This window comes from Marinobacter persicus (assembly GCF_002934325.1).
Classification (GTDB): Bacteria; Pseudomonadota; Gammaproteobacteria; order Pseudomonadales; family Oleiphilaceae; genus Marinobacter; species Marinobacter persicus_A.
Genome location: NZ_PTIV01000011.1, coordinates 25,197 through 40,222, shown reverse-complemented (window position 1 = coordinate 40,222; position 15,026 = coordinate 25,197). Strand labels below are relative to the sequence as shown.

Below are 15,026 nucleotides of genomic sequence, written 5' to 3'. Positions count from 1 at the left end.
ATTGAATTCTCAAACGCCCGTGGACACGCCTTGGCACATTCAGACCCTGTCTCCCCAGTTGTTCATTTCTCTGACGACGATATTCAGCAGTTGCGGCTGACGGGCCGGTTTCCGGAAGCCCGTTGGTGTCCGTCCCCAAACTTTGGCGCCCGCCCGGAAGGAGCGGAGATCTCCCTGCTGGTGGTGCACAACATCAGTCTGCCGCCGGGCCAGTTTGGCGGTTCGCACATCGAAGACTTTTTCTGTAACCGGCTTCAGGCTGATGCCCATCCGTATTTCGCCACTATCGCCGAGCTGCAGGTTTCAGCCCATGCGCTGGTTCGTCGGGACGGTTCGGTTGTGCAATTTGTCAGCTGTCTGGACCGGGCCTGGCATGCCGGGCGTTCCTGTTTTCAGGGCGAAGTGGAGTGCAATGATTTCGGGATTGGCATTGAGCTTGAAGGCGCTGACGACATTCCCTATACCGCCGAGCAATACTCGGCCCTCGCGGGTCTGGCATCGCAGGTGATGGCGGCTTGGCCGGCAATCACCCCGGAGCGGATTACCGGCCACAGCGACATCGCCCCGGGGCGTAAAACCGATCCGGGCCCGGCGTTTGACTGGGCTTACTTCCGGGATACCTTATCTGCCACGGAGACTGTCTGAATGGAGCTGGTCGTACTGCTGATTGCGTATGTTGTCCGTCGCCGGCTCGATGGCCAGAATCGATGGTCCGGTGATGTTTTCTGGCGTCACTGGTTTCATTCGGGCACTGAGGTTTCCGCCGGAAAGGAACGGTCCATCACCAAGGGACTGGCGCGCGTGCTTCTGCCCGCAGTCCTGCTCGCGGCACTGGTGTATCTGCTCTGGAGCCTGGGTTTTCGCCTGGCGCTCTACCCGCTGGAATTGCTCTTGCTGATCGGTCTGATGGGCGCCCCAGGCTGGCAGCAGGTGTTGCAGGCCTACTCCCAGGCCTGGGCGCGAGGTGATATGCAGGCGGCCTGGCGCCACGTTCAGGCCCGGCTGCCAGCGGAGGAACGGGGCGAGGCCCTGTCACCGGAAGCCATGCATCTGTCTTTGTCACGGTCGCTGATGGGCTCGGTGTTCGAGCGCTATTTCCTGGTGGTGTTCTGGTACGTGATCGGTGGTATTCCCCTGGCCATTCTTGCCCGGGGGCTGGTGGCGCTGGCTGAGCAGTGGCCCCAGGCGGCGGCGCGGGAGCGCTTCCAGAAAGGCGCGGAGCTGGCGGCTTGGCTGCCAGCTCGCCTACTGGCGTGCACTTTTGGCCTGGCCGGGGATCTCGCCGGTTGGGCCCAGAAGATCAAAGATGTGATTCCGGGACGCGGCAAACGGACCAACGAGGTGTTGATGGCTTCGGCTGACGGTGCCCTGACGGGCTATGCGCTGGAGCCCTCTCGCTTTGAAGAGACCCACCCGCAGGACTGGCCGGATTTTGGTGGCCGGAGCCTGAGGGCCATCCGGGACCTCCTGAATCGAAGCATGCTGGTCTGGATCTGTGTCATCGCCCTGCTGGTCATTGCCGGGGTGGTTTGAATCCGGCCCTCAGAGACCGGATTTCTTCTGTTCCCACAGGATTTCCCGGGCACCTTCCCGGCGCGCCAATACCCGGGCCACCACAAACAGCAGGTCAGATAGCCGGTTCAGGTAATGCCGGGAATTGGTGTTGATCGAATCCTCATGGCCCAGCGCCACCACCACCCGTTCTGCGCGGCGGCACACGGCTCGGGCCATATGGCACTGGGCAGCGGCCGGAGAACCGCCGGGCAGGATGAAGTTCTTCAGTGGCGGAATGCCTTCGTTGTACTCATCCAGCGTATTTTCCAGCCAGTTGATGTGTTCCTCGCCAATCACTTTGCTGCCGGGAATGGCAAACTCGCCGCCCAGGTCAAACAGGTGGTGCTGAATCCGCCTTAGCACCTCTACCAGCGCATCGTCCGCTGGCAGCGCTTCCACCAGGATGCCAATGTGGCAGTTAAGTTCGTCGGCGGTGCCCATGGCTTCCACCCGCTGGGCGTTCTTGGCAATGCGGTTGCCATCGGCCAGGCCGGTGGAGCCATCGTCTCCGGTTCGGGTATAGATCTTCGACAGGCGGTTGCCCATGGCATACTCCCTTACTCAGTCAGCAGGTGGTCTGTGAATCGCTCAGTTGTTGTACCCGCTCGGTGAGCATTTGGTTCACCGGCGTGGCGATATTGAGTGTCTGTCCCAGGTTCACCAGGTAACCGTTAATGTAGCCAATCTCGGTTATGCGTCCGGCCCGGACGTCCGCTCGCATGGATGACGTGTTGGCAGCGGTTTTCCGTGCCACTGCCTCAATGTTTTGCCGCAGCTGTTCTGGCGATGTCAGGCCCTGGCCGCTGGCGACCATGAGAGTGGCGATCTCCTGGCACAAAGGGTCAATCCATTGTCGGAATAACGGAGCGTTGAGGATGTCACCGTTGGGGCAATCCAGAAGCGCGGTAAACGGATTGATGCCCGCGTTGATGACCAGCTTTTGCCACAGCCGGGGCAGCACATCCGCCTCGGCATGCAGGGTAAGACCGCTCTCGGCCAGGGGCCGAATCACCTTCGACAGCTGCGTCTCGGCGGCGGGCGTTAATGGCCCCACCCAGGTTTCTCCCTGGCCAGCATGAACAGCGATATCGGGAGCAGGGCGGTTGGCACCCTCGGTGGTCACAGCGGCGAAGATGGCTCGTTCGGGCCAGGTGTCGGCGACCGCCTGCTGACTGCCCAGTCCGTTCTGGAACAACACAGTAGGAGTGCTTGCGGGAATGCGTGACAGGGTGGCGCAAAGTGCATCCAGGGTGTCGCCGGCCTTGGTGGTCACCAACAGCAGGTCGGGGGATTGTTCGTAATCGAGCGGTGGGATTTCGACCGGAAAGGCATCGCCGGTGACGGGTTGAAACTGATAGCGGATGGAATCGGAAGGAACCCCCGGACGGGGCACGAAGGCGGCCCGCCCGGGTGGCAGTGATGCGGCCCAGAGCCGGCCCAGGGAGCCGGCACCCAGAATCGCAATCACCGCTTACATGGCCTCGATGTCGGCGCGCTGGCTGCTCAGGCGCTCCAGGCTGCCCTGGGCCTCGCGCAGCTTCTCACGTTCCTTCTCAACGACTTCGGCCGGGGCCTTGGCAGTGAACTTCTCGTTGTTCAGCTTGCCTTCAACACGGCTGATTTCCTTGTTCAGGCGCTCAAGCTCCTTGTCCAGGCGCTTGAGCTCGGCGTCCTTGTCGATCAGCCCGGCCATGGGCACCAGCACTTCCATTTCGCCCACCAGCTGGGTGGCGCTCATGGGTGCCTTGTCGCCCTCGAACCATTCCAGTTTCTCCAGCTTGGCCAGGGACATCAGGAAGGTGCGGTTATCGTCCATCCGGCGCTGGTCCTCGGCGCTGGTGCCTTTGAGCAACACCGGAATCTGCTTGGCCGGGGAGATGTTCATCTCACCACGGATGTTGCGCACGGCGACGATCACGCCCTTGAGCCATTCAATGTCGGCGGCGACGCTGGCGTCCTGCTTGCTGGCGTCCGGCTGCGGGAATGGCTGGAGCATGATGCTGTCGCCTTCCTTGCCGGCCAGCGGCGCGATGCGCTGCCAGATTTCCTCGGTGATGAACGGCATGATCGGGTGCGCCAGGCGCAGCACCGATTCCAATACGCGCACCAGGGTGCGGCGGGTGCCGCGCTTGGCCTCGGCGGTGGCGTTGTCGTCGTTCAATACCGGCTTGGACAGCTCCAGGTACCAGTCGCAGTACTCGTTCCAGATGAACTCGTACAGGGCGTAGGCCGCCAGGTCGAAGCGGTACTGCTCCAGGTGACGGGTGACTTCCTGCTCGCAGTGCTGCAGCTCGCTGATGATCCAGCGGTCGGCCAGGGACAGTTCCACCGGCTCGTCGTTGACGCCGCAGTCTTCGCCTTCGGTGTTCATCAGCACGTAGCGGGCGGCGTTCCACAGCTTGTTACAGAAGTTGCGGTAGCCTTCCAGTCGCTTCATGTCCCAGTTGATGTCGCGGCCGGTGGTGGCCATGGCCGCCAGGGTGAAGCGCAGGGCGTCGGTGCCGTGGGCGGTGATGCCTTCCGGGAATTCCTTTTTGGTGCGCTTGCCGATCTTTTCGGCCAGCTTGGGTTGCATCAGGTTGCCGGTGCGTTTTTCCAGCAGGTCGTCCAGGCCGATGCCGTCGATCATGTCCAGCGGGTCGATGACGTTGCCCTTGGATTTGGACATTTTGTCGCCGTGCTCGTCGCGGATCAGGCCGGTCACGTACACGGTGTGGAAGGGCACCTGGGGCTTGCCGTCTTCGTCTTTCATGAAATGCATGGTCATCATGATCATCCGGGCAACCCAGAAGAAGATGATGTCGAAACCGGTGACCAGCACGTCGGTGGGGTGGAAGGTCTTCAGGCGTTCGGTGATTTCCGGCCAGCCCAGGGTGCCGAAGGTCCACAGGGCGGAGCTGAACCAGGTGTCCAGTACGTCTTCGTCCTGGGTCAGTTCCACGTCGGCGGGCAGGGTGTGCTTGCCGCGCACTTCTTCTTCACTGCGGCCCACGTAGATGTTGCCGTCGGCGTCGTACCAGGCCGGAATCCGGTGGCCCCACCACAGCTGGCGGGAGATACACCAGTCCTGGATGTCGCGCATCCAGGCGAAGTACATGTTCTCGTACTGTTTGGGCACGAACTGGATGCGGCCGTCTTCCACCGCTTCAATGGCGGGCTTGGCCAGGGTCTTGGCGTCGGCGAACCATTGGTCGGTGAGCATGGGCTCGATGATCAGGCCGGAGCGGTCACCGCGCGGTACGGACAGGACGTGGTCTTCGATCTGCTCCACTAAGCCTTCGGCTTCCATGTCGGCGACAATCTTTTTGCGTGCTTCCTCGCGGGTGAGGCCGGCGTATCCACCGGGCAGGGTGCCGTCGATCTCGGTGTTTTCTGTGCCATCGGAGTTGAACACTTCGGCCTGGTACCGGATGTTCGCGTCCTGGGTCATGACGTTGATCATCGGCAATTCGTTGCGTTTGCCGACGGCGTAGTCGTTAAAGTCATGAGCAGGGGTGATCTTCACGCAGCCGGAGCCTTTTTCCGGGTCGGCGTGATGGTCGGCGATCACGGGGATGCGACGGTTCACCAGCGGCAGCAGCACGTGCTTGCCGATCAGGTGCTGGTAGCGATCGTCGTCCGGGTGCACGGCTACAGCGGTGTCGCCGAGCATGGTTTCCGGGCGGGTGGTGGCGACGACCACGTAATCCTTGCCGTCCTGGGTTTTCTCGCCGTCAGCCAGCGGGTAGCGCAGGTGCCAGAAAAAGCCCTTTTCTTCCTTGTTTTCTACTTCCAGGTCGGAGATGGCGGTGTGCAGTTTCGGGTCCCAGTTCACCAGGCGCTTGCCGCGGTATACCAGGCCTTCATCGTACAGGCGGATGAACACTTCCTGTACGGCTTTGTAGAAGCCGTCGTCCATGGTGAAGCGTTCGTGGTCCCAGTCCACGGAGTTGCCCAGGCGACGCATCTGGCGGGTGATGGTGCCACCGGAGTGTTCTTTCCAGTCCCAGATGCGTTTGATGAATTCTTCGCGGCCCAGGTCGTGGCGGGTTTTGTCTTCTTCGGCGGCCAGTTTACGCTCAACGACCATCTGGGTGGCGATGCCGGCGTGGTCGGTGCCGACGGTCCACAATGCGTTGCGGCCCTGCATGCGCTTGTAGCGGGTGAGGGTGTCCATGATGGTGTGCTGGAACGCATGGCCCATGTGCAGGCTGCCGGTCACATTGGGGGGCGGGATGGCGATGCTGTAAGACTCGCCCTCACCGCTGGGGCGGAAATAGCCTTTGGATTCCCAGTTTTCGTACCACTGGCGCTCGATGTTTTCTGGCTGGTAGGTTTTTTCCATGGGTTTCTGCAGTGACCGTTGTTGATGCTCGGAAGAAATTTTGAAAGCGCCGATTATACATGGTCGCTTTGGTTGCGGCGAACTGTGGGGTCACCGCCGCATGTCATGAACTCTGGCTTCAATCCCCATCGCCCGCAGCTGCTTGTAGTGCCCCCGAGCCTGATTAAGCACCTCAGGATCGTTATGGGCCACCAGGGCCAGGCGGCGGTACTGGTCGGCGTCTTTGGGCAGGGTGGCGGACAGGACAATGACGGTGTCCCAGTCGGTGGCTACCGGCGGGTAGAGCAGGATGCCGACGGGGTCGTCGCAGGGGCTGTCTTCGCTGGTGGAGACGCTGTGGGGGATGAAGGCATCGGGTTTGAAGTTCCACAGCAGGTCGTCCAGTTCCCGGGCCTGGTCTTCGGTGTCGCAGAGCAGGCATACGCGGTCGCCCTGTTGCCAGGCTTTGTCCACGAGTTTGGCGGCGTGGAGGTTTCTGGCGGCAGGGGTGCCCTGGGCGAGGATGTGGAACCAGTAGCGCTGGTTTTGGTTGTCGGAACCAGCGCCGGAAGCGCCGGCAGCTTGGCTGCCGGGTTCCGGTGGGTTGGGCTGGTTATCCTGCATGGGACATCAGGTAGTCGACCAGCAGGGGGACCGGGCGGCCGGTGGCGCCTTTGGCTTTGCCGGAGTTCCAGGCGGTGCCGGCGATGTCCAGGTGGGCCCAGCGGTAGTCCTTGGCGAAGCGGCTGAGGAAGCACGCGGCGGTGATGGAGCCGGCCGGGCGGCCGCCGATGTTTTGCATGTCGGCGAAGTTGGAGTCCAGCTGGCTCTGGTATTCGTCCCAAAGCGGCATGCGCCAGGCGCGGTCGCCGGTGCGCTCGCCCGCAGCCAGCAGTTCGCCGGCCAGGTCGTCGTTGTTGGCGTACAGGCCGGTGGCCTGGTTGCCCAGGGCGATGATGCAGGCGCCGGTGAGGGTGGCCATGTCGATGACCGCTTCGGGGTCGAATTTCTTCACGTAGGTGAGGGCGTCGCACAGCACCAAACGGCCTTCGGCGTCGGTGTTGAGGATCTCGACGGTCTGGCCGGAGAGGGTCGTGATAATGTCGCCCGGGCGGGAGGCGCCGCCGTCCGGCATGTTCTCGGCGGCTGCGACAACCGCAACCACGTTGATCTTCGGTTTGGTTTCAGCCAGTACCTGCATGGTGCCGAACACGGAGGCGGAGCCGCCCATGTCGTATTTCATTTCGTCCATGCCTTCGCCGGGCTTGAGGCTGATGCCGCCGGAATCGAAGGTGATGCCTTTACCCACCAGCACGTAGGGTTTGTCTTTGGCCTTGCCGCCCCGGTATTCCATGACGATCAGGCGCGGGGGCTGGGTGGAGCCTTTGCCGACGGCCAGGATGGTGTTCATGCCCAGCTTTTCCATCTGCTTTTCGTCCAGCACTTCGGTCTTGATGCTGTCGTAGTCCTTGGCCAGTTTCTTGGCCTGGTCGGCGAGCCACACCGGGTGGCAGACATTGGGCGGGGTGTTGCCCAGGTCGCGGGTGTAGTTCATGCCACGGCCGGTGGCCAGGCCAAGGTGCAGGGCGTCTTTCAGGGCCTTGGTGGCGCTGGTGGCCTGCACGACAACCTTGTTCAGTTTCCGGCTGTCCGGCTTCTCGCTTTTGTAGTCGTTGAAGGTGTACAGCTGTTCTTCCAGAATCTGGCCAATCAGCTTGAGTTTGCCTGCTTCGGAGCGAACGCTGTCTTCGCCCTGGATCTCGGTGTCGGTCAGGGCGATCAGGGCACTCTTGCCGGGAATATCTTTCACTGCCGCGGCCATGGCTTTCACCGCCTTGCGGAAATTGGCGGCGGTGCGGTCACTGTCTTTACCGGTACCAACCACCATCAAGCGAGGCCAGGGCTGTTCGGCCAGGGGCAGGGTATTGATGGTGCCGTTTTTGCCGGTCAGGTCGCCGGCCTTGCTGAATTGCCCGATCAGTCCGCCCAGCGCCTCGTCGGCCGCTTTGGTGGATTCCGGCCAGTCGCCTTTTTCAGGCAGTCCGACAACCAGGCAATCGGCTTTGGTTGCGGTAATGGCTTTACTGCTCAGACTGAAGTTCATGGCAACTCCTTTACGTTCAATGTGGTTCGTCCGCCGGTTTTGGCTTTCGGATAGTACGTAAGGATTGGGGTAATTGCGCGATTTATCAAGGGAGCCCGTGAATAACTCCAGATCACCGCCGGTCTATCCTTACTATCCTTTTACTCGATGGCCCTGGCGCTGTCATTCGCAGGCAAGGTTACATAGAATACGCGGCAGTTTTGTGAATCTTCCATCTTCCGCTTGGCAACAGCCAGAGAGACTGATTTGACTATCGTTTTCCGTTATCTCATCCGCCAGATCATGGTCAGCATGCTTGCTGTTTCCGGCATCCTGCTGCTGGTGTTCATGAGTGGTCGTTTTATCAAGTACCTGGCCGAGGCAGCTGAAGGCGAGTTGGCCGCCGGCGTGCTGTTTTCCATCATGGGCTATCGCTTTCCCGGATTTTTGGAGCTGATCCTGCCTCTGGGGCTGTTCATCGGTATTCTGCTGGCCTACGGGCGCATGTACCTGGAAAGCGAGATGACGGTTCTGTTCGCTTGTGGGGTGAGTGACCGGCAGCTGTTGGGCAAAACCCTGATTGGCGCTTTGCCGGTGATGCTGGTGGTGGCAGCCATGAGCCTGTTTGTCTCGCCCTGGGGCATGAAGCAGGTGGAGCGGATTTTCAATGAACAGGCCAAGGCCACGGAGTTCGAAATGCTGGCACCGGGCCGGTTCCAGGATTTCACCTCCGGTAATCGTGTGACCTACACCGAGGCCCTGAGTGATGACAAGCGCCAGCTGCAGGGCGTGTTTATCGCCGAATACGATCGCAACGGCCAGGGGGTGACCCTGATTACGGCCGACACTGGTTCGCAGCTGATTGATGAGGAAACCGGGAGCCGGTTCCTGATCCTGGAAAATGGCGGGCGGTTCCAGGGCACGCCGGGCCAGTTGGATTACAACGCCACTCGCTTTGAGGCTTATGGCCTGAAGGTCCAGAGTGGCGAGGCGGGCGACAAGAGCCTGGAAGAGGGTGTGAGTACGCTGGAATTGTGGCGCTCGGATGATCCGGAAGACCGCGCCCTGCTGCACTGGCGGCTGTCTCTGCCCCTCATTGTACCCATCGTGACGTTGCTGGCGGTGCGCCTGAGCCGGGTGAACCCGCGCCAGGGGCGGTTCTTTCACTTGCTGCCGGCCATGCTGGTCTATATCACCTACCTGGGGCTGCTGATTGTGGCCCGCGATGCCCTGGCGGATGAAAAAGTGCCGGAGTGGATCGGCATGTTGTGGGTGCATGTACTGTTTCTTGCCTTTGGTCTCTGGCTGCATTTCGGCCCGGCCTGGCTGAATCGGCGCCGACTGGAGAAGGAGGGCCGTGCCCATGCATAAGATCGATGGTTATGTCATGCGCACCGTGGGCGGGGCCATTTTCCTCGTAATGGTGGTGGTGCTGTCGCTGGATGTGATCTTTGCGTTTATCGCCGAGCTGGAAGACACCCGTAACGATTACCAGACCCTGCAGGCGCTTTGGTATGTGGCACTCACGCTGCCAAGACGGATATACGATTACCTGCCGCTGGGCGCCTTCATGGGCTGTCTGGTGGGCCTGGGTGCGATGGCCAGTTCTTCGGAGCTGACCGTGATCAGGGCGGCCGGTGTTTCTCTTAAGCGCATCGTCTGGTCTTCCATGAAGCCCGCCTTGCTGGTGGTGCTGCTTGGTGTGGGCATTGGTGAATACGTGGCGCCGACCACGGAGCGCATCGCCCAGAGTGACAAGGCGGTGGCCCTGGGTGCCGGGCGTAACGTGGCGGAAGCCCACGGTGTCTGGCACCGGGAAGGTAATACCTTCATGCACCTGAATGCCGTACAACCCAACGGCGTGTTGCATGGGGTGTCGTTGTTCAAGTTTGATGACCAGCGGCAATTGCAGGTCTCGCGGTTTGCCAAGCGGGCAATCTATCAGGGCGATTACTGGTTGCTGGAAAACGTGACTTCCACTCGCCTGGAGGATGAGCGCACGGTGCGTGAGCAGGAATCGCTGGTGCGCTGGGAGACCGGTTTGTCGCCCAGTGTGTTGAGCGTGTTGATCGTCAAGCCGGAAAACCTGTCCATGTCGGGCCTGTACACTTACGCCAATTACCTGGGCGAGCAGGGGCTTAGTGCCGCACGTTACTGGCTGGCATTCTGGAAGAAAGTGCTGATGCCGGTGGGCACCGCCGTGATGGTGCTGGTGGCGATTTCCTTTGTGTTTGGCCCGCTGCGCTCGGTAACCATGGGGTTCCGGGTGTTCACCGGTCTGCTGGTGGGGCTGGTGTTCAAGTACATGCAGGACCTGCTTGGCCCCATGAGCATGGTGTACGGCTTCAATCCGGTGCTGGCGGTCCTGGCCCCGATTGCGATTAACGCCGTGGTAGGTGCGATTCTGATGCGCCGGGCCGGTTAGGCGGCCCGGGCATGATCAGGTCAGGCTTTCTTTTTCTTGGCTGTCTTGGGCAGGGCCACGACCACGCTGTTTGAAGCGCGATCGGTCAGTGACAGGCCGTTGATCGGGTAGAACAGGGCGATGATGGCGGGAATGGTCAACAGCAGGGTAATCGCGCCGATGTAAAAGGCGCCGAGGATGGCCAGAAACACCACAAAAGACGCAGTCACGTAGCGGATCAGTGATTGTGTCCAGCTCACCGAGGTGCCGTCCAGGTTCTCAATGCGTACCCGCCATACCTGCATGCCCAGCGTTTGCCCGATGCGGGTCCAGAAGTAAGCGAAGAACAGGAAAAGTACCAGGTACAGCACGAAGGTGAGCCCAGGATCGCCGGAAATCTGGCCGGCTTCGGCCATCTGCTCGTAGCGGTCCCAGCCCGTTGCCCAGCCGGCAATCATGGTATAGACCCAGGTGGTTACCAGCAGAACAGCAATGCTGATCAGACCATCATAAATAATGGCCAGTGCACGCTTAAGGGCAGTTGCTGGTGGAAGCAGTTCCTCGGCGTCATGAAAGCGTCGGGGCATGGGTTCTCCTGTAAGGTTTCTCGTTTTTCCTGTTCTCGGCGTGTGCTAGAGTAGCGGATTTGCGCACGCATGTAAGCATTCATGTTCAATTGCAGATCCGGCGGCGGTATCGCCGGGTTTCTGAGAGGGTATCAAAGGGTTATGAAAACCGCTGAGTTGCGACAGGCTTTTCTAGAGTATTTCCGACAGCAGGGTCACACCATTGTTCCGAGTAGTTCACTGGTGCCGGCCGATGACCCCACGTTGTTGTTCACCAACGCGGGGATGAACCAGTTCAAGGACCTGTTCCTGGGTCGGGAAAAGCGCGACTACACCCGGGCCACCACCACACAGAAATGTGTGCGGGCCGGCGGCAAGCATAATGACCTCGAAAACGTGGGTTACACCGCCCGCCACCACACCTTCTTCGAAATGTTGGGCAACTTCAGCTTCGGTGACTATTTTAAGCGCGAGGCCATCAACTTTGCCTGGACCTTCCTCACTGACGAGAAGTGGCTGAACCTGCCCACCGAAAAACTGTGGATCACGGTTTACGCCGAAGACGACGAAGCCTTTGATATCTGGAACCAGGAAATCGGCGTTCCGGCTGAGCGCATTGTGCGTATTGGCGACAACAAAGGCGCCCGTTACGCCTCCGACAACTTCTGGCAGATGGGCGACACCGGTCCCTGTGGCCCGTGTACCGAAATCTTCTACGACCACGGTCCGGACGTGGCCGGTGGACCTCCCGGCAGCCCGGAAGAAGACGGCGACCGATACATCGAAATCTGGAACGTGGTCTTCATGCAGTACAACCGCACCGCCGACGGCGAGATGCTCAACCTGCCCAAGCCGTCTGTGGACACCGGCATGGGCCTTGAGCGCATCACCGCAGTACTGCAGGGCGTGCACAGCAACTATGAAATCGACCTGTTCCAGGACCTGCTGAAAGCAGCGTCTGAGCTGTTGGGCGGCGTGCCCACCACCGAAGCCTCCCTGCGCGTGGTGGCCGACCACATCCGTGCCTGCGCCTTCCTGATCTCCGATGGTGTGATGCCGTCCAACGAAGGCCGTGGTTTCGTACTGCGCCGGATTATTCGCCGGGCAGCCCGCCACGGCAACAAGCTGGGCGCCACCCAGCCGTTCTTCTACAAGCTCACCGGTGCGCTGGTGGCGCTGATGGGCGAGGCCTTCCCGCAGTTGGTCAGCAGCCGCAAGCAGATTGAAAAGGTGCTGCTGCAGGAAGAAGAGCAGTTCGCCAAGACCCTGGACAAGGGCCTGCGCCTGCTGGAGCAGGACATCGCCGAACTCAAGGGCAAGGAAATCCCGGGCGAGACCGTGTTTACCCTGTACGACACTTACGGTTTCCCCGTGGACCTGACCAACGACATCGCCCGCGAACGTGGCCTGACCCTGGATTACGTGGGCTATGAAAAAGCCATGGAAGCCCAGCGCGAGCGCGCCCGGGCGGCCAGCAAGTTTGGTATCGACTACAACGCCGCCGGCATCACCATTGAAGGCGAGACCGAATTCACCGGTTACGACCACATCGACGGCCACGAGCGCATCCGCACCGTGCTGGTCGGTGGCGAAGAGCGCAACGCCGAAGCGGGCGATGAATGCGTGGTGGTGCTTGAGCGCACTCCGTTCTATGCCGAATCCGGTGGCCAGGTGGGCGATACCGGCCTGCTGACCTGGAGCGGTGGCCGCTTCCAGGTAACGGACACCCAGAAAGAAGGCGATAACCACCTGCACGTAGGTACGCTGATTGAGGGCGAGCTGTTCCCGGGCCTGGAAGTGGATGCCCGCATTGATCACGCTCGCCGCGAACGCATCAAGCGCAACCACTCCGCCACGCACCTTCTGCACGCCGCTTTGCGCAAGGTGCTGGGTGAACATGTGAGCCAGAAGGGCTCCCTGGTGGACCCGGACAAGCTGCGTTTCGACTTCTCCCATTTCGAAGCGGTGACCGCTGACGAGTTGCAGGAGATCGAGCGCCAGGTGAACGAACAGATCCTGCAGAACACCCCGGTCGATATCGACATCACCGATATGGAAACCGCCCAGACCAAAGGTGCTATGGCCCTGTTTGGCGAGAAATACGGCGATGTGGTCCGGGTGCTGAGCATGGGCGAAGACCGTTACTCGGTGGAACTGTGTGGTGGTACCCACGTTAGTCGCACTGGCGACATCGGCCTGTTCCGCATTACTTCCGAGAGCGGCATCTCCTCCGGCGTTCGTCGTATTGAAGCAGTAACCGGCTTTGGTGCCCTGGAATGGCTGGACGACACCGAAAAAACCTTGCGTGAAACCGCAAAACTGGTAAAAGGCACTCGGGATTCGGTGGTCAGCAAGGTTCAGCAGACGCTGGAGCGTAACCGTCAGCTGGAAAAAGAAGTGGATGCCCTGAAAGCGAAGCTTGCCAGCTCAGCCGGTAACGATCTGGCCAGCTCCGCCGTCGAAGTGGCCGGCCTGAAAGTGGTGGCCGCCCAGATGGAAGGGGCTGATCGTAAAGCCATGATGGAAACCGCTGACCAGCTGAAGAACAAGCTGGGTGAGGGCGTGGTTGTGCTGGCTACCGTGGACGGTGACAAGGTCGTACTGGTAGCAGGTGTGACCAAGTCTGCCACCAACCGCATCAAGGCGGGTGACCTGATGAAGCACCTGGCCGCTGAAGTGGATGGCAAAGGCGGCGGTCGGCCGGACATGGCCCAGGGTGGCGGTAACGATCCGTCCAAACTGGCCGATGCCCTGGCTGGCGTGCCGGCCTGGGTTGAGCAAAACATCGGATAAACATTTATTGTCGGAGGCCGCGAAAGCATGGCTCTGCTGGTTCAGAAGTTTGGAGGTACGTCCGTCGGCACAACCGAGCGGATTGAGGCGGTGGCCGAACGAGTGGCCCGGTTCCGCCGGGAAGGGCACGATGTGGTCGTGGTGGTCTCGGCCATGAGTGGTGAGACCAACCGCCTGATTGGTCTGGCCAACGAAATTATGGAAGAACCGGTGCCCCGGGAAATGGACGTCCTGGTCTCCACCGGCGAGCAGGTCACCATTGCGCTCTTATCGATGGCGTTGAAAAAACGCGGCTGCGATGCCCGCTCTTACACCGGCAGCCAGGTTCGTATCCTGACCGACAGCAGCCACACCAAGGCTCGCATCAAGGACATCGACGAACACCGCATGCGTGAAGATCTTGATCAGGGGCGCGTAGTGGTGGTGGCCGGGTTCCAGGGTATCGATGAAGCCGGCAACATCACCACGCTGGGCCGTGGCGGGTCCGATACCACGGCTGTCGCGCTGGCGGCGGCGCTCAAGGCGCACGAGTGTCAGATCTATACGGATGTGGACGGTGTCTACACCACCGATCCGCGTGTGGTGGACAGTGCCCGTCGTCTGGATCGGATCACCTTTGAGGAAATGCTCGAGATGGCCAGCCTGGGGTCGAAAGTACTCCAGATCCGGGCCGTTGAGTTTGCAGGTAAATACAACGTTCCATTGAGGGTGCTTTCCAGCTTCCAGGAAGGCGAGGGCACCCTGATTACTTTTGAGGATGAAAACGCCATGGAACAACCCGTTGTCTCCGGCATTGCGTTCAACCGCGATGAAGCCAAACTGACCATTTCCGGCGTGCCGGACACCCCGGGCAGCGCGCTTCGTATTCTCAAGCCGGTCAGTGACGCTAATATTGAAGTAGACATGATCGTTCAGAACGTGGGCGAAGATAACAAAACCGCGTTCACCTTCACCGTGCATCGCAATGATTTTAAACGTGCCCAGGAAGTGTTACGTGGCACCAGCGCCGAGATCGGTGCCGGGGAAGTGGGTGGCGATACCAAGATTGCCAAGGTCAGTATTGTTGGTGTTGGCATGCGTTCGCACGCAGGGGTAGCCACTCGCATGTTTGAGGCCCTCTCCAACGAAGGCATCAACATCCAGATGATCTCCACATCCGAGATCAAAATCTCGGTGGTGATTGACGAGAAATATCTGGAGCTTGCCGTACGTGCGCTGCACAGTGCTTTCGAGCTGGAGAACCCCGCAGCCGGTGGTCAGTAGCTTATTGATGCGCACCTAAATGGTGCATTTTGTGGGTAATTGATTATCGCTATGGAATAA

The 15,026-nt window shown here is 60.5% G+C and carries 12 protein-coding genes; 6 read left to right on the top strand and 6 right to left on the bottom strand.

What is annotated here, in order from left to right:
* Positions 1 to 81: 81 nt before the first annotated feature.
* Both ampD and BY454_RS07855 read left to right on the top strand, forming a co-directional pair.
* Complete coding sequence (gene ampD / locus BY454_RS07860) at positions 82 to 645, top strand: 1,6-anhydro-N-acetylmuramyl-L-alanine amidase AmpD (protein WP_181049665.1); 564 nt, start codon at positions 82 to 84, stop codon at positions 643 to 645.
* On the top strand, positions 646 to 1,533 hold the full coding sequence (locus BY454_RS07855; protein WP_104416139.1) for a regulatory signaling modulator protein AmpE: 888 nt from the start codon (positions 646 to 648) through the stop codon (positions 1,531 to 1,533).
* Between the two features lie 9 nt (positions 1,534 to 1,542).
* Here BY454_RS07855 and BY454_RS07850 read toward each other — a convergent pair whose 3' ends face one another.
* The 5 genes from BY454_RS07850 to BY454_RS07830 form a co-directional block, all read right to left on the bottom strand.
* On the bottom strand, positions 1,543 to 2,100 hold the full coding sequence (locus tag BY454_RS07850; RefSeq protein WP_104416138.1) for a cob(I)yrinic acid a,c-diamide adenosyltransferase: 558 nt from the start codon (positions 2,098 to 2,100) through the stop codon (positions 1,543 to 1,545).
* A gap of 19 nt (positions 2,101 to 2,119) precedes the next feature.
* The gene (locus tag BY454_RS07845; protein ID WP_104416137.1) at positions 2,120 to 3,022 is read right to left on the bottom strand and encodes a ketopantoate reductase family protein; all 903 of its coding nucleotides are present in this window, start codon (positions 3,020 to 3,022) and stop codon (positions 2,120 to 2,122) included.
* Between the two features lie 3 nt (positions 3,023 to 3,025).
* Positions 3,026 to 5,878 (bottom strand): valine--tRNA ligase, encoded by a 2,853-nt coding sequence (locus tag BY454_RS07840; protein WP_104416136.1) that lies wholly within the window; start codon positions 5,876 to 5,878, stop codon positions 3,026 to 3,028.
* Positions 5,879 to 5,968: 90 nt separating this feature from the next.
* Positions 5,969 to 6,481: a DNA polymerase III subunit chi gene (locus BY454_RS07835; RefSeq protein WP_104416135.1), complete on the bottom strand. Its 513-nt coding sequence runs from the start codon at positions 6,479 to 6,481 to the stop codon at positions 5,969 to 5,971.
* On the bottom strand, positions 6,471 to 7,961 hold the full coding sequence (locus BY454_RS07830) for a leucyl aminopeptidase (protein ID WP_104416134.1): 1,491 nt from the start codon (positions 7,959 to 7,961) through the stop codon (positions 6,471 to 6,473). Before BY454_RS07830 ends, BY454_RS07835 begins: the two co-directional genes overlap by 11 nt.
* Positions 7,962 to 8,207: 246 nt before the next feature.
* On the opposite strand from BY454_RS07830, the gene lptF reads away from it, so the two are divergent.
* Positions 8,208 to 9,311 carry an LPS export ABC transporter permease LptF gene (gene lptF, locus BY454_RS07825; protein WP_104416133.1) on the top strand — a complete coding sequence of 368 codons (1,104 nt, stop codon included), beginning with the start codon at positions 8,208 to 8,210 and terminating at the stop codon, positions 9,309 to 9,311.
* The gene (lptG, locus tag BY454_RS07820) at positions 9,304 to 10,365 is read left to right on the top strand and encodes an LPS export ABC transporter permease LptG (protein WP_104416132.1); all 1,062 of its coding nucleotides are present in this window, start codon (positions 9,304 to 9,306) and stop codon (positions 10,363 to 10,365) included. The genes lptF and lptG overlap by 8 nt, the downstream gene beginning before the upstream one ends.
* 20 nt (positions 10,366 to 10,385) lie before the next feature.
* On the opposite strand, the gene BY454_RS07815 is transcribed toward lptG, so the two are convergent.
* Positions 10,386 to 10,931, bottom strand: a complete 546-nt coding sequence (locus BY454_RS07815) for an RDD family protein (RefSeq protein ID WP_104416131.1) — start codon at positions 10,929 to 10,931, stop codon at positions 10,386 to 10,388.
* A gap of 141 nt (positions 10,932 to 11,072) precedes the next feature.
* On the opposite strand from BY454_RS07815, the gene alaS reads away from it, so the two are divergent.
* Positions 11,073 to 13,703, top strand: a complete 2,631-nt coding sequence (alaS, locus tag BY454_RS07810) for an alanine--tRNA ligase (protein ID WP_104416130.1) — start codon at positions 11,073 to 11,075, stop codon at positions 13,701 to 13,703.
* A gap of 27 nt (positions 13,704 to 13,730) precedes the next feature.
* A complete protein-coding gene (locus BY454_RS07805) occupies positions 13,731 to 14,966 on the top strand; it encodes an aspartate kinase (RefSeq protein WP_104416129.1) in 1,236 nt (411 codons plus the stop codon).
* The last annotated feature ends 60 nt before the right edge of the window (positions 14,967 to 15,026 follow it).

Excerpts from the sequence above, each read along its gene's own strand:
- BY454_RS07840 (WP_104416136.1), bottom strand. The coding sequence starts at position 5,878 with ATGGAAAAAACCTACCAGCCAGAAAACATCGAGCGCCAGTGGTACGAA.
- BY454_RS07830 (WP_104416134.1), bottom strand. The coding sequence starts at position 7,961 with ATGAACTTCAGTCTGAGCAGTAAAGCCATTACCGCAACCAAAGCCGAT.
- BY454_RS07850 (WP_104416138.1), bottom strand. The coding sequence starts at position 2,100 with ATGGGCAACCGCCTGTCGAAGATCTATACCCGAACCGGAGACGATGGC.
- BY454_RS07855 (WP_104416139.1), top strand. The coding sequence starts at position 646 with ATGGAGCTGGTCGTACTGCTGATTGCGTATGTTGTCCGTCGCCGGCTC.
- lptG (WP_104416132.1), top strand. The coding sequence starts at position 9,304 with ATGCATAAGATCGATGGTTATGTCATGCGCACCGTGGGCGGGGCCATT.
- alaS (WP_104416130.1), top strand. The coding sequence starts at position 11,073 with ATGAAAACCGCTGAGTTGCGACAGGCTTTTCTAGAGTATTTCCGACAG.
- BY454_RS07805 (WP_104416129.1), top strand. The coding sequence starts at position 13,731 with ATGGCTCTGCTGGTTCAGAAGTTTGGAGGTACGTCCGTCGGCACAACC.
- BY454_RS07815 (WP_104416131.1), bottom strand. The coding sequence starts at position 10,931 with ATGCCCCGACGCTTTCATGACGCCGAGGAACTGCTTCCACCAGCAACT.
- BY454_RS07835 (WP_104416135.1), bottom strand. The coding sequence starts at position 6,481 with ATGCAGGATAACCAGCCCAACCCACCGGAACCCGGCAGCCAAGCTGCC.